Origin of the sequence: Actinomadura coerulea (assembly GCF_014208105.1) — a bacterium.
In the GTDB taxonomy this organism is placed as follows: Bacteria; Actinomycetota; Actinomycetes; order Streptosporangiales; family Streptosporangiaceae; genus Spirillospora; species Spirillospora coerulea.
Genome location: NZ_JACHMQ010000001.1, coordinates 6,542,575 through 6,567,779 on the forward strand (window position 1 = coordinate 6,542,575; position 25,205 = coordinate 6,567,779).

The window sequence follows — 25,205 nt, forward strand, 5'->3', positions numbered from 1 at the left end:
GGGATCAGGCGCAGAAGGCGGTGTCGGCGGCCTTGGCGAGGTCGGCCCGGAAGGTCTTGTCGTACTCCAGCTTGGACTCGTTGTAGGTGATGACGGCCTGGCTGCGTCCGTCGGCGCTGGTGTAGGTCCAGGTCCGGTAGCCGGGGAAGCCGCCGTCGTGGCCCCACGCGTACCCGCAGGAGAACTTGATGCGGGCGACGCCGAGGCCGTAGTCCTCCACGACCCCGTCGTCGTTGACCGGCCGGACGTTCCGCATCTCGCGCATCTGCTTCGGCGGCAGCAGCTTGCCGGTGAACAGGGCGCGGTGGAAGCGGGCCACGTCGTCGACCGTGCTGACGATGCCGCCGGACGTCCTCGCGCTGGACGGGCTGATGAGCGTGCTCACGTCCCCGTAGTCGTAGTAGTACCCGTGCACGTAGCGGCCGGGGAACGAGGAGTCGGTCGTCGGGTAGGAGGTGTGCCGCAGCCGCAGCGGCTCGAAGACGCGCCGCTGGAACTCGGTGCCCACCGAACGCCCGGTCGCCTTCTCGATGACCATCCCGGCCAGGATGTAGTTGGTGTTGGAGTAGTTCCAGCCCGTCCCGGGCGCGTACTGCGGCGGCTTCTCCATCGCGATCGCGATGAGCTCCTCCGGCGTCCAGGCTCGCGTGGGGTCGGACATCACTCGCGGATCGGGCGTGTAGTCGTTCAGGCCGCTGGTCTGCGCGAGCAGCTGCCGGATGGTGATCTTCGAACCGTCGTTGCCGTGGCCCGCGACGACGCCCGGCAGCCACGCCTCCACGGTGTCGTCCAGCGACAGGCGGCGCTCGGCGGCGAGTTGCAGCACGACCGTCGAGGTGAACGACTTGGTCACGCTGGCGATCCGGAACAGCAGCCGGTGGTCCATCGGGGCGCCGGTGGCCTTGTCGGACACCCCCGCGGCCACGTGCGAGACGCGCCCGCCGCGGCGGGTCATCACGATCACGCCGGGGGCGCCGTCGGCGACGAGCCGGTCCGCGGCGGTCCGCACCTTCCGGTCGAGCCCGTGCGGGCCCGCCGGTGCCGCGCTCGCCGCCGGGGCCGCGACGAGGGACGCCCCGGCGACCAGGACGGTGGCCGAGGCGAGCGAGGCGGTGATGGACAGCCGCGGCCTGGAGAGCCGCGACCTGGAGATGCGCGAGTTGGAGATGCGCGACATGGAGGTTCCTCCTGGAGGTCGTCTGCCGAACGTGATCAACACTGCCGGTCGCCGCGCCGGGCGGCACGGGGCCCAGAACCCGAGCGAGGGGTGTACCTGACGACACCTGGCGGGGTGGACCTCCGGAGGTATATTCGACAGGTACTCCAATAGCAGGAGGTGGGCCATGCCGGACGCCGAGGCCCGGTGCGCGGCCGCGCCGCCCGCACCTTCCCGCTGGACGACTACGCCTACTCGGCCCCGACACGCCTGACCGCCCCGACACGACTGATCACCCCCGACACGTCTACTCGGCCCCCACACGTCCCCCGCGTCCGAGGAGAACTCCGCATGACCCAGCACGCCATCCAGACCCGCCGGGTCGCCTTCGACCACCCGAAAGGATCCCTGCGCCGCCACTACGTGGACGGCGACCTGGTCATGAGCCACCTCGTGGCCCTGCTGTCCGCGACGTTCCCGCCGGGCGAGGACTTCTTCGTCCGCTCGGTGCGGCACTACCGCGACCGCGTCACCGACCCGGACCTCGCCGCTCAGGTGCGCGGCTTCATCGGGCAGGAGGTCGTCCACGGCCGCGAGCACGACCACCTGAACAGGACCCTGCGCGCGATGGGGTACCCGACCCACCGGATCTCCGCCGTCGTCGCGCGCGACCTCCGCCTCGCCGACCGCTTCCTGCCGCCGATCGTCCGCCTCGGCTTCACCGCCGGGCTGGAGCACTACACCGCGACCGTGGCGGAGTGCCTGCTCACCGACCCCCGCGCGCGGGAACTGCTCGGCGACACCAGCGTCCGGTCGATCCTGCTGTGGCACGCGCTGGAGGAGTCCGAGCACAAGGCCGTCGCGTTCGACGTCTTCCGGCAGGTCGGCGGCACGGAGCGCACCCGCATCCGGACCATGCGGGTCATCAGCGCGGGTTTCCTGTTCCTCATGGTCACCGGCACGTTCATCTCGCTGCTGGGCGACCCCGCCACGTACCGTCCCGGACGTCTGCGCCGCAGCCTCGCCGCGCTCCGGCACTCGCCGTTCCTCAAGCGCGAGGTGATCCGGCGGCTGCGCGCCTACAACAGGCCCGGCTTCCACCCGGACGACTTCGACAGCACCGAACTGCTGGAACGCTGGCGCGAGGAGCTGTTCGGCGCCGAGGGGACCCTCACCGCCAACCTCAAGTGACCGCCGGCGCCCGGGGCCCTGTCACCGGGGGGTGACGACCGTGCGGTCTCCGTCCGGCTCGTACGCCACGACCTGGACGACCGGAAGGCCGGCCGCGTCGCCGGTGCGCGGGCCCGGCACCACGAGCAGAGGGCCGTCGCCCCGCCGGTCCGCCGCGTCCTCGCGGGAGCCCAGATCACCGACCGACCTCAGCCGCTCGACGCCCGGCCCGGCCGCGGCGACCAGCCGCCAGCGCCGGGGCGACCGCCACCACACCGCGGCGGCCGCCGTCGCGCCCTGCGAGGTGAAGTCGCTGTTCGTCCCGCCCCGCTCCGACAGCGCCTGCCCGTCCTCGGAGATCAGGATCGAGCGGCCCTGGGCGCCCCACGGCGAGGACGCGTCCACCGTGAGCAGGGTCGCCCGGCCGCCGCCGTCGGGCAGCCCGCCGCTCCAGAGCCGCCCCAGCCGCAGGTCGCCCGCCTCGCTCAGGGACGTCGTCCCCGCGCAGGCGACGGCGTTCAGCGCCGCCCACCCGGACTGCTTCCCCTGCTCCGCCGGATCCCGGAACCACACCCGCGGCGCCGCCGCCCGCGGATCGTTCGAGACGAGCTGGGTGACCGTCCGCATCCCGGACGTCATCTGGAACACCACGTAGTTCTGGCAGCGCGGCGTGAACCAGTCCCACGGCAGCGGAGCGCTCAGCCCGTCCCGGACGGCCACCGGCCGCCATTCCGGGAACCGCCCGGTCGGCACCGCCGCCCGCACGTCCAGCAGCCACGGCGGAACGAGGTAGCGCCACGTCATGCCCACCATGATGAGCTGCCCCTCGTCGGTACCGAGCCTGCGGACCGACTCCACGCCCCGCGACATCCGCCGCTCGAAGTACTGCGCCACGCTCGTCGCGTTCCTGGGCCCGGGGGAGTCGCGCAGAACGACCAGGGACGCCCCGTCCACCGTCCCGGCGTACAGGACGGCGACGCCGCCGAGCGGCGGATCGCGGTGGTCGGCGCGCCAGGCGCGGGCGGCCCGTCGCAGCAGCTTCGCATCGCGGAGCAGCGCGCCCTGCGAGGGCCACTCGTCGATGGTCGGCGTACTGTTCGCCGTCCACGCGTTCGGATCGATCACATCGGGTGCGCCGTGGTCTTCGTCCGGCCGGACGAAGAAGGCCCCGATGACCGCCAGGAGCGCCGCGGCGACCACGCCCGCGACGGCGGCGCGCCTCGCGGGCGGGACGGTGAGCGGCGGCCGCAGCCGCACGAGGTCGGGCTCGAACGCCTCGATCTCGGCCCGCTGAGCGGCCTCGTCCATGCCCGTCCGGTCGTCCACGGCGCCGATGACCCGGTCCACGTCCCGGAAGTCGAGGGGGAGATGGACGCTCAACTCCGCGACGACCTCGGGAGCGGTGAGTCCGTCCCGGCACAGCAGGTAGGCGAGCCGTTCGTGCGGCGGTAACTCCAGCAGAGCCGCCTGGACGGCCCGCGGCGTGGCACCCGCGGGCTCGAAGAGGAGACCGTGCAACCGGTTCCGCCCGGTCGGCGGGTCCGTGAGCAGGATCGCGACGAGGCGGGCTCGCATGGCCGGATACCCGCGGCGCCGCCCTCGCATGGCCGCGGTGACGGCCCGGCGAGCGGGCGAAAGCGGGTGGTCACCGTCGTCGAGTGTCAGGTAAGCGAGCCGCAGGAGGCGGCCGTAATGCTCGCGTTCCATCCGTGGCACCGTCCCTCTCCTCCCCGCATTGTGTGCGCTCCGACCGGTGACGGCCAGAGTGCGGTCCGGGACGCGGGCATCTCGGAAGAAGGCCCGCCTCCCGGCCCGGGGGAGTCCGGCCGTGCCGGGAGTCGAGGAGCGGGCGACGGCCCATCGACGGCTGCGGTGGCTCAGCGGCCGGGACGGCTCAGCGGCCCAGCGCTCCACGCAGGGTGATGCCGTGCCGGGTACGCAGACGCCGCAACTCCCACATCGCCACGGCGGTGACGGACAGCGGGGCTCCCAGGATGAAGGCCAGCCGTACCCCGATCGGGGCGCCGCTGTAGGCGCCCTGGAACATGTCGAAGACGGCGACCTCCCAGACGAGCAGCGTCGCGAGGAGTGGGGGGACCGTGTCGTGGAGGTCGGCGGTCCGGAACACGTGCACGAGTGATTGCACGACGCCGTAGAGGCCGAAGGGGATGTACCACAACGAGAAGGCGCCGATCGCGAACAGCAGCACCAGCCGCCATGGCGAGGCCGTCCAGTCCGTGCTCTCGGTCACGTAGCCCAGTCCCGTGGCGAGTCTCGGCGCGGCGAGCGTGACGATCAGCGTGAGCAGCGCGGCGGCGGGTCTGACCGCGCGGCGCAGGAACAGGCGCCGGTTGGGCGGACGGGCCACCGCGATGAAGACGGCGACGGCGATCGGGAACGTCACCGCCAGCGTGATGAGGGTGGTGCGTATCTGGGCGAAGCGGTCGTCAAGCACGCCGTCGGCATCCGACGCCAGCCCAAAGGAGAACAGCATCCACACGACGGCGACCAGACCGATGACCGTTCGCCAGATCTGCACCTTCTTCACAGCGGGGTCGTGGACGCGATCCGGCCGGGACGGCGCGAAGACCGCGTTCCCCACGGCGAACGGATTGAAGAGACGCCCGAAGGTCATCCGGCGCGGCTGCCCATAGCCCGGCGGGGGCTGCCACGGCCTCTGCGGCTGCTGCCACGGACCTTGCGGCTGCTGCTGCCACGGGCCTTGCGGCTGTTGCCAAGGTCCTTGCGGCGGTGGTCCGGGCTGCCACGGGCCCTGCGGCGGCGGTCCGGGCTGCCACCCGGGTCCGGGGGCTTGTCCTCCTCCGTACGGATTCACCGCGCCCCGCCTCCGCTTCCGCCCATCCCGCGTCCCCTTCCGTCGCCGCGCCCAGAGGTAACGAGGAGAATACGCAAGATCTCAGCGAGTTAAAGGCGATTTGCCACCCCGTCCTCGCATGTAGGTCACCGATCCCCAGGTGGGTCACCGTCCCCAGGTGGGCCGCTGCCCTCCGGACGGGCCACTGCGCTCAGGTTTCGGACGGGTTTTCTGTTATCCGTACGCACTGGCCGGGTCTCCCATGTGTCCGACAAGTCCATGGAAACCCGGAAGGCAGGCTTACGTGAGCGAGAGGAACGACCCGGGGTCGAGACGGAGTCCCCGGACGCGCCGCGGCAGTTACGGACGGGCGTCGCGTCCGAGCGGGCGGTGGTGGGCCGCCGTCGGCGCGAGCGCGAGCGTGGTGGCACTGACGGCCGGGGTCGCCTACGGCGTCGCCGGCTCCTCCGACACCCCGGCCGACTCCCGCCCGGTCGCCGACCGGGCGGCCCCCGCGCACACCCCGTCCCCCGCCAAGACCAACGTGACAACCGGCAAGCCCAGGGGCTCGAAGACGGCCAAGCGCTCGACCGTCGCGAAGAAACCCGCGAAGCACACCACGAAGCGTCCGCGGAAGAAGCGGCCGGTCACGCCGACGCCCCGCTCCACGGCGCCCGGCGGCGGCAACGGGAGCGGCGGCGGTAACGGAGGCGGCGGCACGCTCGTCCAGCAGGTCGTCTCCCTGACCAACGCCGAGCGCGCCAAGAACGGCTGCGGTGCCCTGACGGTCGACTCCCGGCTCCAGGCCGCCGCGCAGGGCCACTCCGACGACATGGTCGCCCGCGACTTCTTCGACCACACCAACCCCAGCGGCAAGAGCCCCGGTGACCGGATCACCGCCGCCGGGTACCGCTGGTCCACCTACGGCGAGAACATCGCCTACGGCCAGCGGACGCCCGCCGCGGTCATGTCCGCCTGGATGAACAGCTCCGGGCACCGCGCCAACATCCTGAACTGCACGTTCAAGAACATCGGCGTGGGCGTGACGCTCAAGTCCGGGACACCGTACTGGACGCAGAACTTCGGAACCCGCTGAGGCGCGGAGCGTGGGCGCCGGGGCCGTCGCGGACCGCCCCGGCGCCCACGCCTCACTGAGGCGAGGCGAAGTCCTGCGTCCACCAGGGGCCGCCGGAACCGGATACCACGCCCACTCCGATCTCGGTGTAGTCGCAGTTCAGGATGTTGGCGCGGTGGTAGGTGCTGGTCATCCAGCTCGACACCGCCGAGGACGGCGTGGCGGCGCCCCGCTGGATGTTCTCCGCCCAGGCCCGCCACCGGTATCCGGCGGCGGTGATGCGGGCGCCCGGGTCCCGCCCGCCCGCGCCGTCGTGGGAGAGCTCGCGGCGGGCGGCCATGTCGGCGGAGTGCCTCTGGGCCGCCCTGGTCAGCATCGGATTCTCACGCAGGGGCCGGCAGCCGTGCCGGGCCCGCTGGATGTTGGCGAGCCGGATGACCTGGCGCCCCGGGCTGAGGGGCGCCTTGGACGTCTTGCGGGGCTTGGGCGAGCGGCGGGTCCTGGACGGGGTGGGCGACGGCCGCTCAGGTGAGGCGGACGTCGCGCTCGGGGTGGCCACGCGCGTGCTCGCGGGCGCGGCGGACGGGGGCCGCTCGTCGCCGGGCATGGCGAAGAACCAGACGGCCACGGCGGCGGCCGCCACGACCGCGGCCGTCCCGGTGATCGCCGCCGTCCGGGCGCCGTGTGACGCGTGCAGGGCGACGTCCGCGCCCGACAGCTTGGCATTCGCCAGGTCCGCCGCCGGGAGACGGGCCGGGGGCGGGACGAGGACCAGGCCCGCGAGCAGCGTCTCGGCCGGGGCGAGCCTGCGCCGGTGGGCGCGGCAGGTGTCGCAGCCGCGCGCGTGGCGGGCCATCCGCTTGCGCCACACCGGCGTGGGCCGTCCGTCCCATGAGGCCGTCAGCTCGGCGAGGCCCGGGCACGGCGGCGTCGCCGCGAGCGCGCGGACCACCAGCCGCCCCGTCTCCAGCTGCTCCTTCATCCGGTTCACGCGCACGGCCGCGTGCCGCCGCTTCACGTCCAGGGCGGCGGCGAGCTCGGTGCGGGTCAGCCGGCCCGAGACCTCTAACCACCAAAGCGAGAGCACGTCGCGGTCGGCCGCGTCCAGCCACCGGGTGGCCTCGGCGATCTCCTTGCGCTGCCCGGACAGCCCGAGCCGGACGATGGTGATCTCGACGAAGTCGCCGCCCGGATCGGCGATCTCGTACGCCGCGTCCAGACCGACGGCGGGACGTCTCCGGTTCGCCGACCACCGCCGCCGCACCTGATTCATCGCGATCGCCACGAGCCAGGACCGGAACCGCGACGGGTCGCGCAGGCCGCCGAGGCCGTTCAGCATCCGGAGCATGGTGTCCTGGACGACGTCGTCCACGTCGGCGTGGCCGTCCAGCGCCCGGCCGACGACGTTGTACACCAGGGGCAGGCAGGCCGACACCAGCCGTTCCCGCGCCGCCGCGTCCCCCGCCTGCGCCGCCGCGACCAGCCGCTCCTCGCCGCCGGCCGGCCGCCCTTCGCCGCCGTCCATCCGCATCCCTTCGCGCCACCGGGCCGAACCGCTCGGCCACGTCAGAAGAGACCCCGCCACCCTCCCGCCGATTACAAGAAAAGCAGTGACAGGTGGGCAATCAGAGAAAAAGTAGGACATGTCCGGGCGGGCCGGCGGGCGGGCGACACCACGTCTCCTGCGGCCGGTGAGGTCGGCTCACACCAGCGAGGCGTCGCGTGACCCGGGATGATCCGCTGCGACGAGCGTGATCGATATCTCGATGCCCAGGTCCCGCCGTTCTGGGGCACGGCCGCCGTCCTCGCAACGACCGGACGAACATCATCACTGTCAGTCGAGGGGGTCGGCCTTGCCGAGCAGGTAGCGCTGCTCCACCTGGTTGTCGGTCAGGGCGGCCGCCTCGCGATACAAAGCGGCGGCGGACGCGTTGTCGCCGGTCATCTGCAGAAGATGGGCGCGCACCGCGCGTTCGCGTTGCCGGGTGAGGGGGTCCCGGTCCAGGTGGTGGCGGCTGTTGAGGTCGTCCAGGAGGGCCAGGCCCCGGGACGGTCCGTACGCTCGGGCGACCGCCACCACGCGGCTGAGCCGGATCGGCGCGGTGGGGGTGAGGCGTTCGAGCCAGAGGTACAGCATCGCGATCTGCGGCCAGTCGGTCTCCTCCGGCGACGCGGCCGCCGCGTGCACGGCGGCGATGGCCGCCTGAAGCCGGTACGGGCCCGCCGCGCCGTGGTTCCAGACTCCGTCGATCAGCTCGGTGCCCTCGCGGATCAGGCCGGGGTCCCAGAGCGCGCGGTCCTGCTCGTCCAGCGGCACGAGTTCATGTCCGGCGCCGGTGCGCGCGCGGCGCCGGGAGTCGGTGAGCAGCATCAACGCCAGCAGGCCCGTCACCTCGGCATCGCCGGGTAGCGAGGCGTGCAGCATGCGGGTCAGCCGGATCGCCTCCCGCGTCAGGTCGACGCGGGCGAGCTCACGTCCCGCCGTGGCCGTGTAGCCCTCGTTGAAGATCAGGTAGAGCACCCGCGTCACGGCGGTCATCCGGGCGTCCCGGTCGGCGCCGGCCGGGGGAGTGAAGCGGACGCCGTCGCGGGCCAGCTGCTGCTTTGCGCGGCTGATCCGCGTCCCCATGGTGGCCTCGGTGGTGCCGTGGGCGTGCGCGATCTCGGCGGTCGTCAGGCCGCCGACCGCGCGCAGCGTCAGCGCGACCTGGGACGTGGTGCTCAGCGCGGGGTGGCAGCACAGCATCAGGAGCGTGAGGCTGTCGTCGACCTCCGGCGCGGGACCGGCTCGACGGTCCGGCGCCCGCATGGCCAGCTCGGTCATCCCGGCCTCTTGCTCGCGCCTGCGCCGGGCCTGGTCGGAGCGGAGCATGTCGACCATTCGCCGGTAGCCGATCCGGATCAGCCAGCTCCGCGGGTCCTGCGGCACGCCCTGGGCGGGCCAGTCCCGGCTGGCGGCCAGCAGTGCCTCCTGGACGGCGTCCTCGGCGATGTCGAAGCGGCCGAAGCGCCGCACCAGGGCGCCGAGCACCTGCGGCGCCTCCGTGCGCAGCAGATGCTCGACGTCGCCGTTCATTCCGTGAACTCCTCCCCCATGATCGGCCGGATCTCGATGGGCTCCCCGAGCACCTCGACGATCCGCGAGGCGATCTCCACGGCGCGTTCCCGGCCCGCCACGTCTATCACCGCGAAGCTGGCCAGGACCTCCTTGAGCTCGGCGAACGGCCCGTCGGTCGCGACGACGCCGTCCGGCGACCTGCGCACCGTCGTGCTGACCACCGGGTGGCCGAGCCCCTCGGTGGCGACGAACTCGCCGGTCTCGGTCAGCTCCTGCTCGAACTTCTGGTATTCGGCGAACGCGGCGAGCGCCTCCTCCGACGGAGCGTCGGCGGTGGCGGCGTCCCAGGCGGCGGCCGGGGTGTAGCTGAGCAGCAGGTACTTCAAGAGGATCCTCCCCTGGTGCGGTGGTGTGCGGGCCGGGTTCCAGCTATATAGCCAGGTCAGCCCGAGTGCATGCCGTGGCGGCCCGAGGGCATGGCCTGGCGGCGCGAGTGCAGCGCGACGACGGTCGTCCAGGTGAAGGCGACCACGCCGTTCAGGGCGATCTGCAGGCTCATGTGGTCCGGTGACATGGGCACCAGCAGGACGAGCGCGACGGCGCCGTTCAGGACGGCGGGCCGCACGGCCCGCCGCCGCACGTGCCGGACGGTCATCACGATGGCCGCGATGGCGAGGGAGGTGAAGGCGACGGCCGCCGCGACCGAGTGCGCGACCCCGTGCCAGGACATCTGGGCGACCGGCCCCTCCGGGGTGCCGACCGGGAAGCCCTTCTCCGGATCCATCGGGAGAAGCCCGGCGGCGACCAGCCCGATCCCGAAGATCGCGACGAAGACGGGCAGCGTCCGCCGGCCGGCGCCCTCGGTGACCGTGCGCTTGAGTCCGGTGGCAAGGGCGACCCCGCCCAGCCCCGCGAGGACGAACGTGACGATCTGGATCCAGCCGAGATCACCGGTGGCGAGTTGGCTGATGGGATGCCGAGTGATGTCGAAGCCTTCGCGCAGGACCATCTGGGTGACGGCCGAGGCGAAGAACAGCGGCCCGGCGAGCGCGCCGGCGACCAGGGCACGGGACGTCCGGCGGGCGGCACGGGCCGAAGGGGCGGCGGGGGCGGCGGCGGGAGTGGCGGTGGCCATGGGCTCCTCCTCATCGATGGGTTCTCGCCGCTACCTCGGGACCGCGCCCCCGATCTCGACGTCCTGGAGAAGTGACCTACGTCACGTCCCCGTCATGTCCGAAAGCGTCCGGGCGCTCCGAGGTACCAGCGAACACCCACGAAGAGGAGGACACGATGTCCGAGAAGACCCCGAACGAGACCGCCCCGGCCGAGACCGACCAGCCGAGCGCCGAGGTGCGGGCCCTCGACCGGCTGGTCGGCACGTGGAAGGTCACCGGCGGCGCCGAGGGCACCGTTCGCTACGAGTGGATGCCGGGCCGCTTCTTCCTGCTCCAGCACGTCGACCTCACCCAGTTCGGCGAGCCCGTCACCGGCATCGAAGTGATCGGTAATCTCCGCCCGTTCGGCGAGCCCGCCGGCGAGGACGTGATGTCGCGGTACTACGACTCCTTCGGCAACACCTTCGACTACGTCTACGAGATGACCGGCGACAAGCTGACCATCTGGGGCGGCGCGAAGGGCAGCCCCGCCTACTTCGAAGGCACCTTCAGCGCTGACGGGAACTCTCTCGCCGGCGAATGGGTCTACCCCGGTGGCGGCGGATACAAGTCCACCATGACCCGCATCTGACATTCCCTCGTCCTGCCACCAGGAGCGCCGGGCCCCTCACGGGCCCGGCGCTCCTGCCTTTCCGGCAGAGTCCATCAGGAGCGCCGCCTGGGCGTGGGCGCAGGGGATGCCGTGTGCGCCCCGTCAGGGCCGCACTGTCCGTTCGGCCTTGACGGGGCGGGCCGGGAAAACGTCGGCTACCTCGCCAACCGACCGTTCAACGTCGCGACATCGTGCGTTCCCTTGCCGCCCCCCGAGCGCGTACGGACGATATCCCACGAGTCCAGGACTCGAATTCCCGCAACTCAGACCCGAAAGGAGAGATCCCCATGGGGGCCTCCAACAACGAAAAGACGCCGACTTTCACTGCTTCGGCAGGTTCCGAGGGACTCTCGGTCGAGAACTTCCTCACGCTGGTGCAGATCTTCGTCCAGCAGCACGGGGCCTGCGACCTGCCCGTCGTCCAGGCACGCCGGCGGACGAGGGACCTGCTCGCGCTCGCCGCGCGTTCGCACGGCATCGACACCGGCGCCGATGAGAACCCCCGGCTTCCGGGTGGCGTCCAGCTCGACTGCAAGGTGCTGACCATGGACGGACGGCGGCTCGCGAGGATCACCGTGCACGACGGGGTGCCGAAGGAGTTCAGCCCCCGGCAGGCAGTGGTGCAGATCTGGACCGGCTCGGACGGCTGCCAGCATGGCAGCTACCGGACCGGCGAGGGCACGGCCTGCTGGGGAGAGGTCTTCCTGGAAGACTCGGGCCGGGGAGCTTCCCCTGCCTGAGCCAGTGCCGAGGCCCTGGTGGCCGAGCTTTGCCACCTGACCGGCTCACGCTCCGACTGGGGCGGGAGCCGGTTCCTCCCGGCCCCCAGCGGCCAGGAGCAACCCGTCGCGGTAGGGCGTGCCTGGCAAAGCACCGAGACGAGCAGGCCCAAGAACTCCGCACCGGACAACTCGTCGGCGCTGTCGACAAGGACGGCGACGTCCTGCCTGCCGTGTCCCGGGCCGTGCCAGTCGTGCAGGCAATCAACGAGCGCATCCCAGTTGTGGCCGAAGTAGTCGAGGAAGCCCAATTCCTGGGCGAAGGCCCGGAACAGCGAAGCCGGTTCGAGCAGTTCTCGACCGTCCAATCGGAAGACGAGCCCGCCCTGTTCTTGGAGCGCCGTCGTTTCTGCGGCCACCCACGGGTCGTCACCGGTGGTGAAGACGACCCAGGGCGGCCGGCGCTCGGTCAGGGAGGGGGCGCTCATGCCGAGGGATTCTGACACGGTCGCGGTCGCGCCGGCCTGCGAGACCGACGAGCGCTCCGCCCACCGCCATCCCGGCCCGCGCTGTCGTCCCGGTCAGGTCTCGGTCGCCCCGCCCTCTGACCCGTTCAACGACGCGGAGAGTAGGCGTTTACTAACACATCGTTATAACTTGAGACGGTGAACGCCCGGTACGAATTCGGGATCCTGGGTCCTCTCGAGGTCGCGCGCGACGGCGTGCGCGTGCCGATCGGCGCCGGTCGGCAACGCGCGCTCCTGGCGGCGCTGCTCATCGACGCGGGGCAGATCGTCTCGGTGGACGCCCTCGCGCGCCGGCTGTGGGGCGACGACCCGCCGCGGGGCGCGCGGAACGCCGTCCAGAACTACGTCCTGCGACTCCGCCGGACGCTCGGCCCGGACGTCGTGGTGACCGATCGCCGCGGTTACATGATCAAGGCGCTGCCGGACGCCGTGGACGCGCGCCGGTTCGACGCCCTCGTCCGGGAGGGGGCCGCCGCCTCGTCCGCGCGCGATCACGACCGGGCGGCGGAGCTGCTCGGTGAGGCGCTCGCGCTCTGGAGGGGCGAACCCCTGGCCGACCTGCCGGCGGAGCAGTTCCAGGACGTCGTCGCCGCGCTGTGCGAGCGGCATCTCGCCGCGCGGGAACAGTGGATCGACGCGGTCATGCACTGCGGACGTCCCGCCGACGTGCTCCCGGAGCTGCGGCGGCTGACGGAACGTCACCCGTTCCGGGAGCGCTTCTGGGCGCAGCTGATGCTGGCGCTCTACAGGTGCGGCCGGCAGGGCGAGGCGCTGGAGCGCTACCGCGAGGTAAGCCGTCTCCTGGCCGAGGAGCTGGGCATCGATCCCGGCGACGAACTCCGCACGCTGCACCAGCGGATCCTCACCTCCGCGCCGGAGCTCGCCGCGATCCGCCGAGGATCGCCGGGGGAGGGCGGCCACCTGCCCGCCGAGACGACGTCCTTCGTCGGCAGGGAGATGGAGCTGGCCGAGACGCGGCGCCTGCTGCGCGCGTCGCGTCTGGTCACGCTGACCGGAGTCGGCGGAGTCGGCAAGACGAGGATGGCCCTGCGCGCCGCGGGGCAGGCGCGGCCCCACTTCCCCGACGGGGTGTGGCTGGCCGACCTCGCCGCGCTGACGGACTCGACGCTGGTGGCCCGCGCCGTCGCCGAGGCGCTGGGGCTCCGCGACCAGTCGGTGCGCTCCGCGATGGACGCCCTGGCCGACCACGTGCGCGACCGGCACCTGCTGCTCGTGCTCGACAACTGCGAACACCTGGTCGACGCGGTGGCGCGGCTCGTCCAGCGGCTGCTGTGCGCGGCGCCGGGTCTCCGGGTACTCGCCACCAGCCGTGAGCGGCTGGGCGTACCGGGCGAGCACGTCCTGCTCGTTTCCGGCCTGACGCTCCGGCCCGGCGGTGACGGGGGCGCATGCGAGGCCGTCCGGTTGCTGAGCGACCGGGCGGCGGCGTGCGCCGCTCCGCTGCGGGACGGCGGTTCGGCCGCGGAGCTCTGCCGTCGCCTGGACGGCATCCCGCTGGCCATCGAACTGGCGGCGGTCCGGCTGACCTCCCTCACCGTCGAGGAGATCCTGGAACGGCTGGAGGACCGCTTCCGGCTCCTGTCCGACCCTCGGGGGCCCGGCGCGAACCGGTACCGCAGGACGCTGCGCGGGGTCATGGACCTGAGCTACAACCTGTGCACGTCCGGCGAACGCATGCTCTGGACGCGGCTGTCGGTCTTCGCCGGCAGTTTCGACCTCAAGGCGGCCGAGGCCGTGTGCGCGGGCGACGGCATCGACCGGGCCGACGTGCTCGACCTGGTCACCGGTCTCATCCACAAGTCCGTCGTGGTGGTCGACGGAGACGGCCGCTCCGCCCGCTACCGGCTGCTGGAGACCATCCGCCAGTACGGGCTGGACCGGCTCCGAAGGGACGGGAACGCCACCGAGTACCGCGTCCGCCACAGCGACCACTACCACGCTCTCGCCGCGGGCGCCGCCGCGGACTGGTGCAGCCCGCGGGAGGCCGAATGGCTGGACCGCCTGCGCGCGGAGGTGCCCAACTTCCGCGCCGCCCTGGGGTTCTGCGTCGGCCGCCCGGACCGCGTCCGGACCGGTGCGGACATCGCCGCCGACCTCACCCGCACCCGGTCATGGTTCTTCAGCGGCACGCTGGGCGAGGCGCGCCACTGGCTCGACAGCCTCTCGGCCGGTCTCGGCCCCGGCATCCGCGAGACGACGATCATGGTGACGGCCATGAAGACCTTCATCGCGACCATCCAGGGGGACCAGAAGGCCGCCGAGACGCTCATGAACGAGTGCCGCGCCCACGAACTGGGCGCGCAGGCACCCCCCGTGGCCTACGTCGAAGGTGTCCACGCACTGCTGGCGCACGACGACCCCGCCTGCATCGAGCAGCTCGCCAGGGCACGCGAGGGGCTGCGGGCCGCGGGCCACACCGGGGACGCCCACATGGCCACCATGTTCTGGGCGATGGCGGCCGCGTTCCTCGGGGACCAGAGCATCGCGGTGTCCGCATGCGAGACCTATGTCGCCGAGGCCGTCGCCTCGGGAGCCGAGTGGGCGCACACCTGGGCCCAGTGGCTCACGGGCCTCACCGAACTCCTGCACGGCGATCCCGCGAGTGCGCTGACACCCCTCTGCGACGCCCTCCTGCGGCAACAGGCCATGGACGACCGCTGGGGCCCCGCGTGGGGCATAGAGACGCTCGCCTGGACGGCGGGCGTGCTCGGACACCACCATCACGCCGCCCACCTGCTCGGAGCCGCGCACCGCCAACGCCAGGTGACCGGCGCCGCGCTCACCGGCCTGCGCCCCTTCCACCTTCACCACACCCGTACCGAGAACCGGGTGCGCGAGCACCTGGAACCCGGGTCGTACACCGAAGCCTGGCAAAGCGGCGCGAGCGCCGGGGACGTCATAGCGCTAGCGCTCCGAGTCGCCTACGAGCTCCGCCTGCGGACGGCCGCGGACCAGCCCACGTCCGGGTGACATACCAGGGCACGCGCCACCCCGAAGTGAGCCGCGCCGGCATCGGGGATCAGGCGGTCTGGCGTTCGGCCCGCCGCCGGGCGAGCTCCTCGACCGCGCTGGGCAGCGTGGTCTCGAAGTCGATGAGCTTCGCCCAGGTCGGGGTGACGACGATCCGGACCATGCCGTCGTAGAGCGAGCGGACCTCGGCCTCCCACTCGACGCGCTGCTCGGGCGTCATCTCGTAGCTGCCGTTCATCTGGAGGTATTCGTCCGGGATGCCGTCGACGACGTCGAGTTCGGTCCGTCCCCGGAGGAGCAGGATCTTCGGCGGGTGCACCTCGGTGTCGATCGTGAGGGCCACCATCGGGTTCTCGCGCAGGTGCGCCAGCTTGGGGGCGTTCCTGCTGGTGCACATGACGATCTCCGAGCCGTTCCAGGTGAACGCGATCGGCACGTTGCGAGGCGTGCCGTCCTTCGCCACGTAGGCCAGCCGCGTCACGTCACGCGCCAGCAGCTCCTGGCTGTACGGCCGGTTGAGGATCTCGTCGATCTCGTGCTGCTCCATGGTCGTCGCTCCTGTCTCGGTGCCGGCGAGCGCCCTTCCCGGCCGCTCGTGCCCCTGGGACGGAGCCGCCCTGACGTTCTCGACACCCGCGACACCGAGATTCCGAACTCTTCCTGAAACCAGCCGGGCCGGACCTGGACGAGCTGGGTCGCGCCCAGCCCGAAGTCGTTGCCGGCGCGGTCGCGGTGCCTGCGCCGGTAGGCGGCTTCGGGCTCCGGCCAGCAGTACTGTTCGCGGATGGGATGCTGGACCGCCTATCTCGTCCGCCTGGAAGACGGCTCCCGCTGGGAGCTGGACGAGAAGTACGGCCGGTGGCACCTCACGGGGGCCGACGACCGCGCCGGGCTGGGAGGACTGGGACGTCGCCCACGCCTGGGGCGGAGACGAGGAACTGCGCCGGATGGTCTTCCCCGGGCTCCCGCCCGAACCGGCAAGGGCCGAGACCGCAGAGGTGAACCCGGCGTCACGCGACTACTGGTTCGTCGGCTGGGACCCGGACGCCCGCCAGATCACGGTCCGCCACCACGAACTGATCGCGGACGCCTTCGCCGAGGCGTCCTGCCTCGTCAGCGTCATCGCCGCCGACGCGACCCTCACGCACTGGCAGCTGTCCAACACGGCGGTCCCGCTGCTGGCGCACCACGGGGAGTCCCTTCTGGGCACCCTGGCCGCCGACGCGCCCTTTCCCTTGGCCGCCGAGGAAGCACCGCGCCTACGGCACCCTCCCCACCGACCCGCACCCCCTCCACGCACCAAAGGTCCACGTAGTCGACCGCTGGTAGGACCGTCCGGCGCCACACAGGATCGGTGATCTCGCCCAGGGTCGCCGAGCCGATCGGCCAGGGCGCGTGCATGAGTTCGCCACGCGCCTCCAGATGAGGGCAGTGCCCGAGGGGATCGGCCCGTGATGACGGGGTCTGCGCAGGGCTGACCTGCTACTCCGACACCGGTAGGCCGAATAATGTGACGAATGCACAATAACGAATGGCTGGCCGGCCGATTCGTCGAACACCGGCCGCATCTGCGCTCAGTGGCCTACCGGATGCTCGGCTCGCTGAGCGAAGCCGACGACGCCCTCCAGGACGCCTGGCTGCGCGCCAGCCGGGCCGATACCAGTGAAGTGCACAACCTCGCGGGGTGGCTCACCACGGTGGTGGCGCGGGTGTGCCTGAACATGCTGCGCTCCCGTGAGCACCGCGGGGAGGCGCCCCTGGACGTCCAGGCGGCCGATCAGGTGCTGGATTCCGCCTCGGTCGCAGATCCCGAGCAGGAAGCGGTGATGGCCGACTCGGTCGGGGTGGCGCTGCTGGTGGTGCTGGACACTCTGGCACCCGCCGAACGGCTCGCGTTCGTCCTGCACGACATGTTCGCGGTGCCGTTCGAGCAGATCGCCGCCATGCTGGACCGCTCGACGGACGCGACGCGGCAGTTGGCCAGCCGCGCGCGCCGCCGGATCCGGGGAGCACCGGCACCCGACACAGATCTGTACCGGCAGCGCCAGATCGTCGAGGCGTTCCTGGCGGCCACCCGGAGCGGGGACTTCCAAGGGCTGGTCACCCTGCTCCACCCCGATGTGGTGCTCCGTGCCGACGAGGCCGTCATCCCCACCCCCGAACCCGTCACGGTCGCCGGAGCCGAACCCGTGGCCAGGGGCGCGATGGCCGCCGTCCAGCGGGCCCGGTTCACCGGCACCGCCCTCATCGACGGGGCGGTCGGCCTGGCGATGGCCCCCGGCGGCCGCCTGCGGGTGGTGCTGGCCTTCACCATCGTCGACGGCCTCGTCACCGCCATCGACGTCATCGCCGAACCTGACCGGCTCGGCCGGCTCGACATGGGCGTCCTCGGCTGACGCCCGCCGTCGCGACCACGGGCGGCGGACCCGCTCCGCCGCCCGTGCGAACGCTCCTCGCGGCGTGACGCGCGTCACATTGCCCGGGCGTCACGTCCGCCCCACGCGCCGGGTCAGGGCAGTGACCGACCCACCCGCCGGAACCCCACGGCCCCGGCGCCACAGTAGGAGCAACGCCATGTCCACAGCCCACGTCATCGTCACGGTTCTGGCCGCCGTCTGGGTCGGCTTCTCGGCCCACTCGCTCCTCACCCGCGCCACGTGGGTCGTCGAGCCCCTGACCGAGTACGGCGTCCCCCGCTCGTGGTGGACCGTGCTCGGTGCGGCCAAGGCCGCGGGCGCGATCGGCCTGCTGATCGGCCTGGCAGTCCCCGTGGTCGGCCTCGCCGCCGCCATCGCCCTGATCCTCTACTTCCTCGGCGCCGTCGTCACCATCGTCCGCGCCCGCTCCTTCTCTCACATCCCGTACCCGCTGCTCTACCTGGTGCCCGTCGCCGCCGCCCTCGCCCTGGCATCGGCCGCCTGACAGCGAGCACCGACCCACCCTCGTTCCCGCCGGCCAGCCGGCGGGAACGAGGGTGTCGCCGTTCCGCCGGCTCCTGGGCGCGCGTTCGGCGGCGACTCGCTATTTCGGGTAGGGCACGAACACTGGGATCTGCCTGTCGGTCTTCTCCTGGTACTCGGCGTAGGACGGGTAGCCCGCGACGGCTCGCGCCCACCATTCGGCTCGCTCGGCGTTCTCGACCTCACGTGCGACGTAGGTCTTCGTGACGACCCCGTCCTGCAGCGGGAACTCGGGGGACCGCCTATCTCGTCCGCCTGGAAGACGGCTCCGCCCCTACTCTGACCCGTGTGACACCGATGCTCACTCGCCGCGCGCTCAACCGCGCCACGCTCGACCGGCAGCTGCTGCTGGCCCGTTCGACACTGCCCGTGGTGGAGGCGGTGGAGCATCTGGTGGGTCTGCAGGCGCAGACGCCGCACTCGTGGTACGTGGGCTTGGGCGTGCGGCTGGAGGACGTGCGCCCGGAGCAGATCGGGCAGCTGCTCCTCGACCGGCAACTGGTGCGCATCGCGTTGATGCGTTCGACGATCCACCTGGTGAGCGCGCGCGACTGCCTGTGGCTGCGCCCGCTGGCCCAGCCCGTCCTGGACCGCGACCTGTTCTCCAACCACACCCACGGCGAACCCGTCCAGGGCTTGGACATGGACGAGTTGGTCGCCGCCGCCCGGCCGTTGGTGAAGGAGAAGCCGCGTACGAGCAAGGAACTCGGCGCGCTGCTCGCCGAACACGGCCGGGCGGCGGGATGGGGCGACCGGCCCCCGGCGTCGCTCGCGTACGCGGCCCGCAACAGGATGGCGCTGGTGCAGGTGCCGCCCCGGGGTGTGTGGGGGCGAAGCGGGCCCATCGCGCACACGACCGCCGAGGCGTGGCTGGGCCGGTCTTTGGCGGCCGACGCGTCCCTGGAGGAGATGGTCCTGCGTTACCTGGCGGCGTTCGGCCCCGCGTCCGTGAAGGACGTGCAGAAGTGGTCAGGGCTGACGCGGTTGCGGGAGGTGGTGAACCGGCTGCGTCCCCGCCTGGCCGTCTTCACCGACGACGACGGGCGTGAACTGTTCGACGTGCCCCACGCCCCCCGGCCCGACCCCGACACCCCCGCGCCACCGCGTCTTCTGTACGACTTCGACAATCTGCTGCTGTCGCACGCCGACCGCAGCCGCGTCATCACCGACGCCTTCCGCGCGCAGAACTACGCCACGCGCCGTCCACTGCCCGGCATCGTGCTCCTGGACGGGTTCACCGCCGGTGACTGGCAGCTGGAACGTGAACGGGACACCGCGACGCTGCTCGTCCGGCCCTACGAGCAGCTCGCGTCGCGCGACAAGGATGCGCTGGCCGAGGAGGGTGAACGGCTCTTGGACTTCGCCGCCGCCGACGCCGCCACTCGCGACATCCGCTTCGAATCCTGATGGGCCGTCCGCGTTGCCGGGAGGGTCAGAGGTCCAGGTCGCCGCGCTTCGCGCGGGTGATGAGCCGGGTGAAGCTTGTGGGGGTGAGGGTGAGGTGGCCGGCGTCGGGTGCCTTGCTGTCCCTGATGCCGCGTCCCTCCGCGAGAGCGGCCACCTCCACGCATTCGTTTCCGGACGCGTTGCTCCGGCGGGCCTTCCGCCATTCGATCACTTCATGGCCTCCATAATCCGGGCGACGTGGCTTCGCGAGGCGGAGGCTGACAAGGCTTCCGAGCCTATGAGGTCAAAGCGCCTTACGAAGTCGTCAAGCATCGTGGGGTCGTGCGTCAGTCTGCCACCTGTGTTCGCTTCCATGTAGGCCGCAGACCAGTTTCCTCCACTTAGAAGGGTGAACGACCCGTCCAAACCGATATGCGCACCCACGTTGCGTGGCACAGTGCGAAGGATGACGTTTCGTCTGTGGGAGAGGGTCATCAGATGGGCGAGCTGTTGTCGCATGACCTCAGGTCCGCCGACCGGCTGTTCTAACGCCGCCTCGTTGAGCAGGATGCGCAGCTCGGGAGGCCTCTCTCGTTCGAGGACCGCTTGCCTCGCCATTCGTGCGGTGACGGCCGCCTCGACGTCCTCAATGATCTGGCCGTCTTCAAGCAGCGTTCGGGCGTAGTCCTCGGTCTGGAGCAGCCCGGGGATGATCGCGAGCGCCCAGTAGCTCACGCGAGACGCCTTCGCTTCCAGAGGGATGTACTGGGACCACCAGCCCGGGTCGTGCGTTCGCTCGGCTAAGCGTCGAAGTCGGGCGAAATGCCCGCGAGCGCGCCAAATGAGGTCCAAAGTTTCGGCGTGCTTCATGGGCATATTTTCGCGGCCCGATTCCCAGTTCGAAACATGGGCTTTCGTCACGCCGAGAAGGTTGCCCAGGGCTTCCTGTGTCATGTTCCGTTCCGTGCGCCATATGCGCAGGTCAGAGGCGAGCCAGTGCCAGTTGTTGTTATCTGGATCAAGATCGTTCGCGGAGGTCATTTGTGATCCTGAAAGTACAGATTGATTGATTGAATGCTATTCACCGTATCGGGAGGCGGCACTCTTTCGCCAGAGCCCAGTCGCGAGAGGTGGTCCCGGGGATGAGCCACATACAGGGCAAGTGGGACAAGCTTCCAACAATCACAAGAAATGAGTTCGCGATTCGGTGGCGGGCTTATCCGGAGAGCGTGTATCTGACGCGGTCGCTCGTGTCGGAGGCGTGTGAGGCGTGGGGGCTGGCGCGGCTCGACTATGTCGGGCGGACGATCATGTCGGAGCTGGCGACGAACGCCGTGGTGCACGCCGTGGAGGGGCACGAGATCCAGGCGTGGGTCACGCTCCTGGACGGCGCCGTCGAGTTCCGGGTGTGGGATCCGTCCCACGCGCCGCCGGTCGTTCCGGACGCCGACGTCGAGGCCGAGGGCGGGCGGGGCCTGATGATGGTGCGCCTCCTGGCGACCGGTGGCTGCGGATACCGGCACATCGGCAGCGGTCGCGGCAAGGTCGTCTGGGCGCGGCTGGCCCTCTAGGACCCCCGCCCGTCCGGCGAGCGGGCGCACCCGACCCCCTGGGGTGCGACCGCACTTCCCCCACCTCGCCGGACGGGCGGGCTCGACGCGGGCGGCGGACGGGGGAGCCTCGGAGGTCCTGTGTCAGCTCCAACCGCCCGTACACGCCGCGGTCAGCCGCAGGCGACCCAGCCGGAGGCGAAGTGCGCGCTGATGCCGCTGTTGTTGGACACGTCGGCCACGAGCTTCGTGCAACGGTCACGGCCGTACCGGTAGACCGGCCCGGCGTAGTACTTGTAATTGCCGTAGTCCGTGGCCCAGGTGGAGTTCTCGGTGAGCAGCTTGACCCCGGTCCGCGTGGGGTAGCCCCAGAAGTTGTTCTCCGCGAGACCGGCGTCCTTCAGTGTGTACGCGCAGTTGTAGCCGTTGCCGGAGTTGTAGCCCAGGTACACCGTGCCGAGCTTCCGGTAGGCACCGGTGACCGTCTGGTACGACACGTTGTAACTGCGCACGGTCTGGTACCCGCTGCCGCAGATGTCGGACGTCGAGTATCCCGAGGCGTGGGCCGGAGCCGTGGCCAGCAGGCTTCCCGCCACACTCAGCGTCAGTGCGGAAACGGGGACCGCCAGTCGGCGAAGGGTTGTCTTCACGTTCGTTTTCCTCTTCATGATGGGTGCACTGCCATCGGATAGCGCGTAACACCGGGCTGAGACAGCAGGATTGACGCTAATCCGGTCGAATCCGGATGATCAGCGTTCGTCAGACGAACAACCGATGAACAGATGCCGCCGCATGTCCTGGCGCTGGAGACGATCGGAGCCCCGGTCACGGGAGGACGCCGTGACCGGGGCTCCGGGGTCAGCTGTCTCGGGAGGTGCCGGCCGTCACTAGTTGCGGTAGCGGAAGACGATCCGGCCGCGCGTCAGGTCGTACGGGGAGAGCTCCACCAGGACCCGGTCCTCCAGGTTGATCTTGATGTAGTTCTGGCGCATCTTGCCGCTGATGTGCGCGAGCACGCGGTGGCCCTCCTCGAACTCCACCGTGAACATGGCGGCGCGCAGGCACTCGACGACCTTGCCTTCGAGTTCGAGGCCGTGCTTGTTCCTCGTCATCGGACCAGCTCCAGGTTGCTGCCCACCGACCGGGCCCCGATGCCCTCGATCAGTGCCGCCGCCGCCTGGTTGGACTCCTGGACTTCGGCCCAGGCCATGGCGAAGCCGGAGCGGTGGAGCGTCCCCAGTGCATGGGCCAGCAGGGCCCGCGCGATGCCTCGGCGCTGCTCGCCGGCCCGGACCGCGACCAGCCCGATGCGCGGCCGTCTGACCGTCACCACCCGGATCAGCCCCAGGTAGCGGTCCGGTGCCGCGGCCACCGCGTACTTCGACGGGTCGACGATGGTGTCGTCCTCGGGGCGGGGGAGGACCTCCGCGGGCATCGACTGCCACCATCCGACGGTCGCCTCGACCTCGTCACGGACGGCGCGGTCCACCGCCCGCAGCATGCCCTCGTCCGCCTGACCGGCGGGGACGATCGTCACGCCCGGTGGCGGCTGGACTCCTTCGAGCCCTGTGGCCCGCGGATCGGTCGGGACGGCGTACTCCCACTCGCGGCGCCGGATCCTGAAACCGGCTCGGCGCCACCTGGCCGTCAGTTCGGCGTCGGCTTCGTCGACCACCGCGTACAGCGGCGCCGGCAGTTCCGCCGACATCGCCTCGGCGAGCCGGTCGAAGGCGGCGTCGTGCCAGGCGTCGATGCTGACGAACAAGCGTCCGTCCGGCCGGTGCTCCGCATATCCGCGGCCGGCCACCAGGTCGTCGTCCAGTGCGTGCCATTGCCTGTCCGCGACGCGCGTGAGCTTCACCGCGTTCTCGCTCAGGCTGGATGTCAAAGGCTTTGCGTTCATCGGAGTCTCCTTCAGGAGTGCCTCGATCTTCAGGCGCTCCTGGCGACACCGATCGTCAGCCGCCGGGCCGTGACGGGCTGAGGGAGCACCCATGGGTGACAGAGTTCACGGGTCTCACCTCCTAGCGACGTCTTCACGGCCGAGCGCGACGGTATCAACGCGGCGCCGCCTCGCTCAATCCATTTATCGGGCTCTATTCGCGGGCGGCGACCAGGGCCGTGGGGGACGGCCTGGTGGCGGCCATCGCGGTCAGGGCGGCGGCCGCGGCGGTGATGGCCAGGGAGGCCGCGCTCAGCAGGCCGAGCAAGTTCCACGGCACGGCGAGGATGCGCACGCCGTGCATCTTCGGGAAGAAGCCCGCCAGAGCTCCCGCTGCGACCAGGGCCCCCAGAGAAAGGCCGATGAAGGTGACGGCCGCGGACTCGATGACGGCCATCCGGACGACCTGGGCGCGGGTCAGGCCGGTGGCGCGGGCGACGGCGAACTCGGTGCGGCGTTCGGCGGCGGCGATCACGACGGCGTTGACGACCGCGATGGCGGCGTACAGGCCGGACATGCCCATCAGGACGGCCATGATCCCCATCGTGCCGCGCTGCTGGTCCGCCACTCTGGCGTCGGCCCATTGGCGGAGGGTTCGCACCTCACCGAGCCCGGCGGCGCGGATCCGGGTGGCGGCGGTCTGCGGCGATGTGCCGGGGGCGACCTGAACCAGGGTCTCCGTGGGGGCGGCCGCGAGCATCTCGGCGGGAATGAGGTCGCGCGGCACCAGGAAGTTGTCGCTGCCGTTCTCCAGGACTTCCGGCAGGCGCGCGACCGTGCGCAGTTTGAGTTTGCGGGAGCCGAGCCGAGCCGTGACGGTGCCGCTGCGAACGCCTTCGGCGGCCAACTGGGGGCCGATCGCGATGGTGCGACCGTGCAGGGCGTCGAGGGAACCGGAGCGCAGGGTGAGGCGGTGGGTTCGCCGGTAGGCGGTGCCGTCGACGGCGGTGATCCCCGAGTAGCGGGTCTGCCGGTAGGAGCGGCCTTCGACGCGATGCCGGGACGTCACCGACATCTCGACCTGGCTCTGCGGGGACGCCAGGGCGACGCCGGGAACCTGCGGGATCCGGGCGGCGGCGGCCCCGTTCGAGGTGACCACCAGTTCGGCGGCGGTGATCCGTTCGAGGTCCGCGCCGGTGGCCCGGGCCAGCGAGTTCAGCGCGCCGGTCAGGCCGGCCAGCAGGCCGACGAGGACGATGACGGGGGCGGCCGTCGAAGCGCTGCGCCGCACCGCGTCGCGCAGGTTCGCCTGCGCCAGCTCGCCGAGCACGCCGGCGCGCAGCACCGTCCCGAGCACCCGGCCGACCAGCGGGACGGCGAGCGGGCTCAGCGCGCTGAGGGCGACCGACCCGAAGACCGAAACGGCCATCGCGATCAGCAGGGCGCCGAGCAGGTCGGCGCCGTGCCCGGCCGTGACCAGCGCGATCGTCAGAGCCAGCGAGGAGGCCCCCGACAGCCAGCGGCCGACGGTCATCACCCGGGTCGCGCGCGGGGCGGCGCGCAGGGCGTCCAGAGGACGGACCCGCGCCGCCCGGTAGGAGGCCGACAGCACTCCGAAGACCGCGACGCCGATGCCCACGCTCGGCGACAGCAGCAGGATTCCGGGAGACCAGTGCGCCGAGAAGCCGCCGGGGAGAAGCCCGATCCCGATGAGCAGCCGGGCCTGGAGCCAGGTGCCCGGCACGCCCAGCAGGATCCCGAGGACGCTTCCCGCCAGCCCCAGCAGGAACGCCTCGCCGAGCAGCAGCCTGATCAGTTGGGGACGGCTTCCGCCGAGCATGCGCAGCAGGGCCAGATCCTTACGCCGCTGCTCCACGGCGAAGGCGAACGTCGAGCCCACGATGAACACCGCCAGGAACATCGCCAGCGGTGTGGCCATGCCCAGCAGGGTGGCGGCCCCGACGTAACCCTCCCGGATCTGCTCCGCCGTCCGGCCGGAGGCGCCCGGTGGGATCTTCGGCTCGCCCGTGGAGAGCAGCACGAGCACCGACGACTGCACCAGCGCCACGCCCAGGGAGACGGTGAGCAGCGCCCCGGCGAACAGCGGCCAGCGGTCCCGGACGGTGCTGGCGGAGATGCGCAGCACGCC

Annotated in this window: 26 protein-coding genes and 1 pseudogene; 11 read left to right on the forward strand and 16 right to left on the reverse strand. The window is 71.5% G+C overall.

All coding sequences use genetic code 11. The annotated features are described in order from the left end of the window. Positions 1 to 4 precede the first annotated feature (4 nt). Complete coding sequence (locus tag BKA00_RS30325; RefSeq protein WP_185030850.1) at positions 5 to 1,177, reverse strand: serine hydrolase domain-containing protein; 1,173 nt, start codon at positions 1,175 to 1,177, stop codon at positions 5 to 7. A gap of 330 nt (positions 1,178 to 1,507) precedes the next feature. On the opposite strand from BKA00_RS30325, the gene BKA00_RS30330 reads away from it, so the two are divergent. Next, positions 1,508 to 2,347, forward strand: a complete 840-nt coding sequence (locus tag BKA00_RS30330; RefSeq protein ID WP_185030852.1) for a metal-dependent hydrolase — start codon at positions 1,508 to 1,510, stop codon at positions 2,345 to 2,347. A 21-nt stretch (positions 2,348 to 2,368) separates the two neighbouring features. Here BKA00_RS30330 and BKA00_RS30335 read toward each other — a convergent pair whose 3' ends face one another. Together BKA00_RS30335 and BKA00_RS30340 are read right to left on the reverse strand one after the other, a co-directional pair. Further along, positions 2,369 to 4,033 carry a hypothetical protein gene (locus BKA00_RS30335; protein WP_185030854.1) on the reverse strand — a complete coding sequence of 555 codons (1,665 nt, stop codon included), beginning with the start codon at positions 4,031 to 4,033 and terminating at the stop codon, positions 2,369 to 2,371. 187 nt (positions 4,034 to 4,220) lie between these two features. Then, a complete protein-coding gene (locus BKA00_RS30340) occupies positions 4,221 to 4,961 on the reverse strand; it encodes a hypothetical protein (RefSeq protein WP_185030856.1) in 741 nt (246 codons plus the stop codon). 601 nt (positions 4,962 to 5,562) lie between these two features. On the opposite strand from BKA00_RS30340, the gene BKA00_RS30345 reads away from it, so the two are divergent. Then, on the forward strand, positions 5,563 to 6,237 hold the full coding sequence (locus BKA00_RS30345; protein WP_338072174.1) for a CAP domain-containing protein: 675 nt from the start codon (positions 5,563 to 5,565) through the stop codon (positions 6,235 to 6,237). A 52-nt stretch (positions 6,238 to 6,289) separates the two neighbouring features. Here BKA00_RS30345 and BKA00_RS30350 read toward each other — a convergent pair whose 3' ends face one another. From BKA00_RS30350 to BKA00_RS30365, 4 genes are all read right to left on the reverse strand, one after another. After that, positions 6,290 to 7,741 (reverse strand): sigma-70 family RNA polymerase sigma factor, encoded by a 1,452-nt coding sequence (locus tag BKA00_RS30350; RefSeq protein WP_185030860.1) that lies wholly within the window; start codon positions 7,739 to 7,741, stop codon positions 6,290 to 6,292. Positions 7,742 to 8,050: 309 nt separating this feature from the next. Continuing rightward, on the reverse strand, positions 8,051 to 9,292 hold the full coding sequence (locus tag BKA00_RS30355; protein ID WP_185030863.1) for an RNA polymerase sigma factor: 1,242 nt from the start codon (positions 9,290 to 9,292) through the stop codon (positions 8,051 to 8,053). Continuing rightward, entirely contained in the window at positions 9,289 to 9,660 is a 372-nt protein-coding gene (locus BKA00_RS30360; RefSeq protein ID WP_185030865.1) for a YciI family protein, read from the reverse strand. The genes BKA00_RS30355 and BKA00_RS30360 overlap by 4 nt, the downstream gene beginning before the upstream one ends. 56 nt (positions 9,661 to 9,716) lie before the next feature. After that, positions 9,717 to 10,409: a DUF998 domain-containing protein gene (locus tag BKA00_RS30365; RefSeq protein WP_185030867.1), complete on the reverse strand. Its 693-nt coding sequence runs from the start codon at positions 10,407 to 10,409 to the stop codon at positions 9,717 to 9,719. Between the two features lie 155 nt (positions 10,410 to 10,564). Here BKA00_RS30365 and BKA00_RS30370 point away from each other — a divergent pair, with 155 nt between their 5' ends. Further along, positions 10,565 to 11,020, forward strand: a complete 456-nt coding sequence (locus BKA00_RS30370) for a hypothetical protein (RefSeq protein ID WP_185030869.1) — start codon at positions 10,565 to 10,567, stop codon at positions 11,018 to 11,020. Positions 11,021 to 11,328: 308 nt separating this feature from the next. Then, positions 11,329 to 11,781 (forward strand): hypothetical protein, encoded by a 453-nt coding sequence (locus tag BKA00_RS30375; protein WP_185030871.1) that lies wholly within the window; start codon positions 11,329 to 11,331, stop codon positions 11,779 to 11,781. Here BKA00_RS30375 and BKA00_RS40930 read toward each other — a convergent pair. Beyond that, positions 11,703 to 12,128 carry a barstar family protein gene (locus BKA00_RS40930; RefSeq protein WP_420829723.1) on the reverse strand — a complete coding sequence of 142 codons (426 nt, stop codon included), beginning with the start codon at positions 12,126 to 12,128 and terminating at the stop codon, positions 11,703 to 11,705. The genes BKA00_RS30375 and BKA00_RS40930 overlap by 79 nt on opposite strands. Between BKA00_RS40930 and BKA00_RS39400 the strand changes: the two genes are divergently transcribed. Then, positions 12,015 to 12,263: a hypothetical protein gene (locus BKA00_RS39400; RefSeq protein ID WP_230298983.1), complete on the forward strand. Its 249-nt coding sequence runs from the start codon at positions 12,015 to 12,017 to the stop codon at positions 12,261 to 12,263. The two genes, BKA00_RS40930 and BKA00_RS39400, sit on opposite strands and share 114 nt — an antisense overlap. A 162-nt stretch (positions 12,264 to 12,425) precedes the next feature. Further along, complete coding sequence (locus BKA00_RS30385; protein WP_185030876.1) at positions 12,426 to 15,278, forward strand: AfsR/SARP family transcriptional regulator; 2,853 nt, start codon at positions 12,426 to 12,428, stop codon at positions 15,276 to 15,278. Between the two features lie 49 nt (positions 15,279 to 15,327). On the opposite strand, the gene BKA00_RS30390 is transcribed toward BKA00_RS30385, so the two are convergent. Continuing rightward, the gene (locus BKA00_RS30390; protein WP_185030879.1) at positions 15,328 to 15,825 is read right to left on the reverse strand and encodes a pyridoxamine 5'-phosphate oxidase family protein; all 498 of its coding nucleotides are present in this window, start codon (positions 15,823 to 15,825) and stop codon (positions 15,328 to 15,330) included. A gap of 400 nt (positions 15,826 to 16,225) precedes the next feature. Between BKA00_RS30390 and BKA00_RS30395 the strand changes: the two genes are divergently transcribed. The 3 genes from BKA00_RS30395 to BKA00_RS30405 all read left to right on the forward strand — a co-directional run bounded on the left by BKA00_RS30395 (position 16,226) and on the right by BKA00_RS30405 (position 18,200). Continuing rightward, complete coding sequence (locus BKA00_RS30395) at positions 16,226 to 16,636, forward strand: hypothetical protein (RefSeq protein WP_185030881.1); 411 nt, start codon at positions 16,226 to 16,228, stop codon at positions 16,634 to 16,636. 159 nt (positions 16,637 to 16,795) lie between these two features. Next, the gene (locus BKA00_RS30400) at positions 16,796 to 17,674 is read left to right on the forward strand and encodes a sigma-70 family RNA polymerase sigma factor (protein WP_185030883.1); all 879 of its coding nucleotides are present in this window, start codon (positions 16,796 to 16,798) and stop codon (positions 17,672 to 17,674) included. 178 nt (positions 17,675 to 17,852) lie between these two features. Then, positions 17,853 to 18,200 (forward strand): DoxX family protein, encoded by a 348-nt coding sequence (locus BKA00_RS30405; protein WP_185030884.1) that lies wholly within the window; start codon positions 17,853 to 17,855, stop codon positions 18,198 to 18,200. A gap of 99 nt (positions 18,201 to 18,299) precedes the next feature. Here BKA00_RS30405 and BKA00_RS30410 read toward each other — a convergent pair. After that, positions 18,300 to 18,464 (reverse strand): annotated as a pseudogene (locus BKA00_RS30410) (nitroreductase/quinone reductase family protein); the annotation flags it as partial. Between the two features lie 71 nt (positions 18,465 to 18,535). On the opposite strand from BKA00_RS30410, the gene BKA00_RS30415 reads away from it, so the two are divergent. Then, the gene (locus BKA00_RS30415) at positions 18,536 to 19,645 is read left to right on the forward strand and encodes a winged helix DNA-binding domain-containing protein (protein WP_185034990.1); all 1,110 of its coding nucleotides are present in this window, start codon (positions 18,536 to 18,538) and stop codon (positions 19,643 to 19,645) included. Positions 19,646 to 19,670: 25 nt separating this feature from the next. On the opposite strand, the gene BKA00_RS30420 is transcribed toward BKA00_RS30415, so the two are convergent. Then, positions 19,671 to 19,856, reverse strand: a complete 186-nt coding sequence (locus tag BKA00_RS30420; RefSeq protein WP_185030886.1) for a DUF397 domain-containing protein — start codon at positions 19,854 to 19,856, stop codon at positions 19,671 to 19,673. Beyond that, positions 19,853 to 20,665 carry a helix-turn-helix domain-containing protein gene (locus BKA00_RS30425; RefSeq protein ID WP_185030888.1) on the reverse strand — a complete coding sequence of 271 codons (813 nt, stop codon included), beginning with the start codon at positions 20,663 to 20,665 and terminating at the stop codon, positions 19,853 to 19,855. Before BKA00_RS30425 ends, BKA00_RS30420 begins: the two co-directional genes overlap by 4 nt. A gap of 101 nt (positions 20,666 to 20,766) precedes the next feature. Here BKA00_RS30425 and BKA00_RS30430 point away from each other — a divergent pair, with 101 nt between their 5' ends. Then, positions 20,767 to 21,195, forward strand: a complete 429-nt coding sequence (locus BKA00_RS30430; RefSeq protein WP_338072175.1) for an ATP-binding protein — start codon at positions 20,767 to 20,769, stop codon at positions 21,193 to 21,195. A gap of 152 nt (positions 21,196 to 21,347) precedes the next feature. Here the strand turns inward: BKA00_RS30430 and BKA00_RS30435 are convergent, their stop codons facing one another. From BKA00_RS30435 to BKA00_RS30450, 4 genes are all read right to left on the reverse strand, one after another. Then, complete coding sequence (locus tag BKA00_RS30435; protein WP_185030892.1) at positions 21,348 to 21,824, reverse strand: hypothetical protein; 477 nt, start codon at positions 21,822 to 21,824, stop codon at positions 21,348 to 21,350. Between the two features lie 237 nt (positions 21,825 to 22,061). Beyond that, positions 22,062 to 22,286, reverse strand: a complete 225-nt coding sequence (gene infA / locus BKA00_RS30440) for a translation initiation factor IF-1 (RefSeq protein ID WP_185030894.1) — start codon at positions 22,284 to 22,286, stop codon at positions 22,062 to 22,064. Further along, positions 22,283 to 23,077: a GNAT family N-acetyltransferase gene (locus BKA00_RS30445; protein WP_185030896.1), complete on the reverse strand. Its 795-nt coding sequence runs from the start codon at positions 23,075 to 23,077 to the stop codon at positions 22,283 to 22,285. Before BKA00_RS30445 ends, infA begins: the two co-directional genes overlap by 4 nt. Before the next feature lie 193 nt (positions 23,078 to 23,270). Next, positions 23,271 to 25,202: an FtsX-like permease family protein gene (locus BKA00_RS30450; RefSeq protein ID WP_185030898.1), complete on the reverse strand. Its 1,932-nt coding sequence runs from the start codon at positions 25,200 to 25,202 to the stop codon at positions 23,271 to 23,273. Between the last annotated feature and the right edge of the window lie 3 nt (positions 25,203 to 25,205).

Excerpts from the sequence above, each read along its gene's own strand:
- BKA00_RS30325 (WP_185030850.1), bottom strand. The coding sequence starts at position 1,177 with ATGTCGCGCATCTCCAACTCGCGCATCTCCAGGTCGCGGCTCTCCAGG.
- BKA00_RS30330 (WP_185030852.1), top strand. The coding sequence starts at position 1,508 with ATGACCCAGCACGCCATCCAGACCCGCCGGGTCGCCTTCGACCACCCG.
- BKA00_RS30335 (WP_185030854.1), bottom strand. The coding sequence starts at position 4,033 with ATGGAACGCGAGCATTACGGCCGCCTCCTGCGGCTCGCTTACCTGACA.
- BKA00_RS30340 (WP_185030856.1), bottom strand. The coding sequence starts at position 4,961 with ATGACCTTCGGGCGTCTCTTCAATCCGTTCGCCGTGGGGAACGCGGTC.
- BKA00_RS30350 (WP_185030860.1), bottom strand. The coding sequence starts at position 7,741 with ATGGACGGCGGCGAAGGGCGGCCGGCCGGCGGCGAGGAGCGGCTGGTC.
- BKA00_RS30355 (WP_185030863.1), bottom strand. The coding sequence starts at position 9,292 with ATGAACGGCGACGTCGAGCATCTGCTGCGCACGGAGGCGCCGCAGGTG.
- BKA00_RS30365 (WP_185030867.1), bottom strand. The coding sequence starts at position 10,409 with ATGGCCACCGCCACTCCCGCCGCCGCCCCCGCCGCCCCTTCGGCCCGT.
- BKA00_RS30370 (WP_185030869.1), top strand. The coding sequence starts at position 10,565 with ATGTCCGAGAAGACCCCGAACGAGACCGCCCCGGCCGAGACCGACCAG.
- BKA00_RS30375 (WP_185030871.1), top strand. The coding sequence starts at position 11,329 with ATGGGGGCCTCCAACAACGAAAAGACGCCGACTTTCACTGCTTCGGCA.
- BKA00_RS30390 (WP_185030879.1), bottom strand. The coding sequence starts at position 15,825 with ATGGAGCAGCACGAGATCGACGAGATCCTCAACCGGCCGTACAGCCAG.
- BKA00_RS30395 (WP_185030881.1), top strand. The coding sequence starts at position 16,226 with ATGGTCTTCCCCGGGCTCCCGCCCGAACCGGCAAGGGCCGAGACCGCA.
- BKA00_RS30400 (WP_185030883.1), top strand. The coding sequence starts at position 16,796 with ATGCACAATAACGAATGGCTGGCCGGCCGATTCGTCGAACACCGGCCG.
- BKA00_RS30405 (WP_185030884.1), top strand. The coding sequence starts at position 17,853 with ATGTCCACAGCCCACGTCATCGTCACGGTTCTGGCCGCCGTCTGGGTC.
- BKA00_RS30415 (WP_185034990.1), top strand. The coding sequence starts at position 18,536 with ATGCTCACTCGCCGCGCGCTCAACCGCGCCACGCTCGACCGGCAGCTG.
- BKA00_RS30425 (WP_185030888.1), bottom strand. The coding sequence starts at position 20,665 with ATGACCTCCGCGAACGATCTTGATCCAGATAACAACAACTGGCACTGG.
- BKA00_RS30430 (WP_338072175.1), top strand. The coding sequence starts at position 20,767 with ATGAGCCACATACAGGGCAAGTGGGACAAGCTTCCAACAATCACAAGA.
- infA (WP_185030894.1), bottom strand. The coding sequence starts at position 22,286 with ATGACGAGGAACAAGCACGGCCTCGAACTCGAAGGCAAGGTCGTCGAG.
- BKA00_RS30445 (WP_185030896.1), bottom strand. The coding sequence starts at position 23,077 with ATGAACGCAAAGCCTTTGACATCCAGCCTGAGCGAGAACGCGGTGAAG.